Below are 685 nucleotides of genomic sequence, written 5' to 3'. Positions count from 1 at the left end.
GTGCCAAAATGATAGAGAGGCGAACTTTTCAGTTACCCGGCAAAGCAGTTGCGCTGGTGCTTGCCGGTGGTCGTGGAAGCCGATTGTTCGAGTTAACCGACAGTCGGGCAAAACCCGCTGTTTATTTTGGTGGCAAATATCGGATCATCGATTTTGCCATGTCCAACTGCGTTAATTCCAATATTCGCCGTATCGGGGTCATCACTCAGTACAAATCGCACAGTTTGCTACGCCACCTTCAGCGTGGCTGGGGTTTTTTGCGCGGTGAGGTCAACGAGTTCGTTGACCTGATGCCAGCCCAACAGCGCGTTGACGAAGACTCCTGGTATCGTGGAACGGCTGATGCTGTTTTCCAGAATATTGATATTCTGGAGAACTACAGGCCAGCGCCAGAGTATGTGGTAATTCTCGCGGGCGATCACGTATATAAAATGAACTATGCGGCGATGCTGGTCGACCATGTCGAGAGCGGGGCCGAGTGCACGCTTGCGTGCATCGAAGTGCCGCGCAAGGATGCGACCGGGTTTGGAGTGATTGCAGTGGATGCCAGCGGGCGCGTCACGGATTTTGTTGAAAAGCCGGCTGACCCGCCTCCAATGCCTGGCAAGCCGGGTAGTTCGTTATGCAGTATGGGCATTTATATCTTCAACGCAAAGTTTCTTTACAGCGAGTTGCTGCGCGATAT

The 685-nt window shown here is 52.7% G+C and carries 1 protein-coding gene; it reads left to right on the top strand.

All coding sequences use genetic code 11. From position 1 onward, the window contains the following. Positions 1 to 83: 83 nt before the first annotated feature. The coding region (locus PROAA_RS08895) for a sugar phosphate nucleotidyltransferase (RefSeq protein WP_245664222.1) at positions 84 to 685 on the top strand (602 nt) is incomplete at its 3' end.

Origin of the sequence: Candidatus Propionivibrio aalborgensis (assembly GCF_900089945.1) — a bacterium.
In the GTDB taxonomy this organism is placed as follows: Bacteria; Pseudomonadota; Gammaproteobacteria; order Burkholderiales; family Rhodocyclaceae; genus Propionivibrio; species Propionivibrio aalborgensis.
Note: the sequence above shows the minus strand (reverse complement) of the source record. Positions and strands in the feature narration are given on the sequence as shown.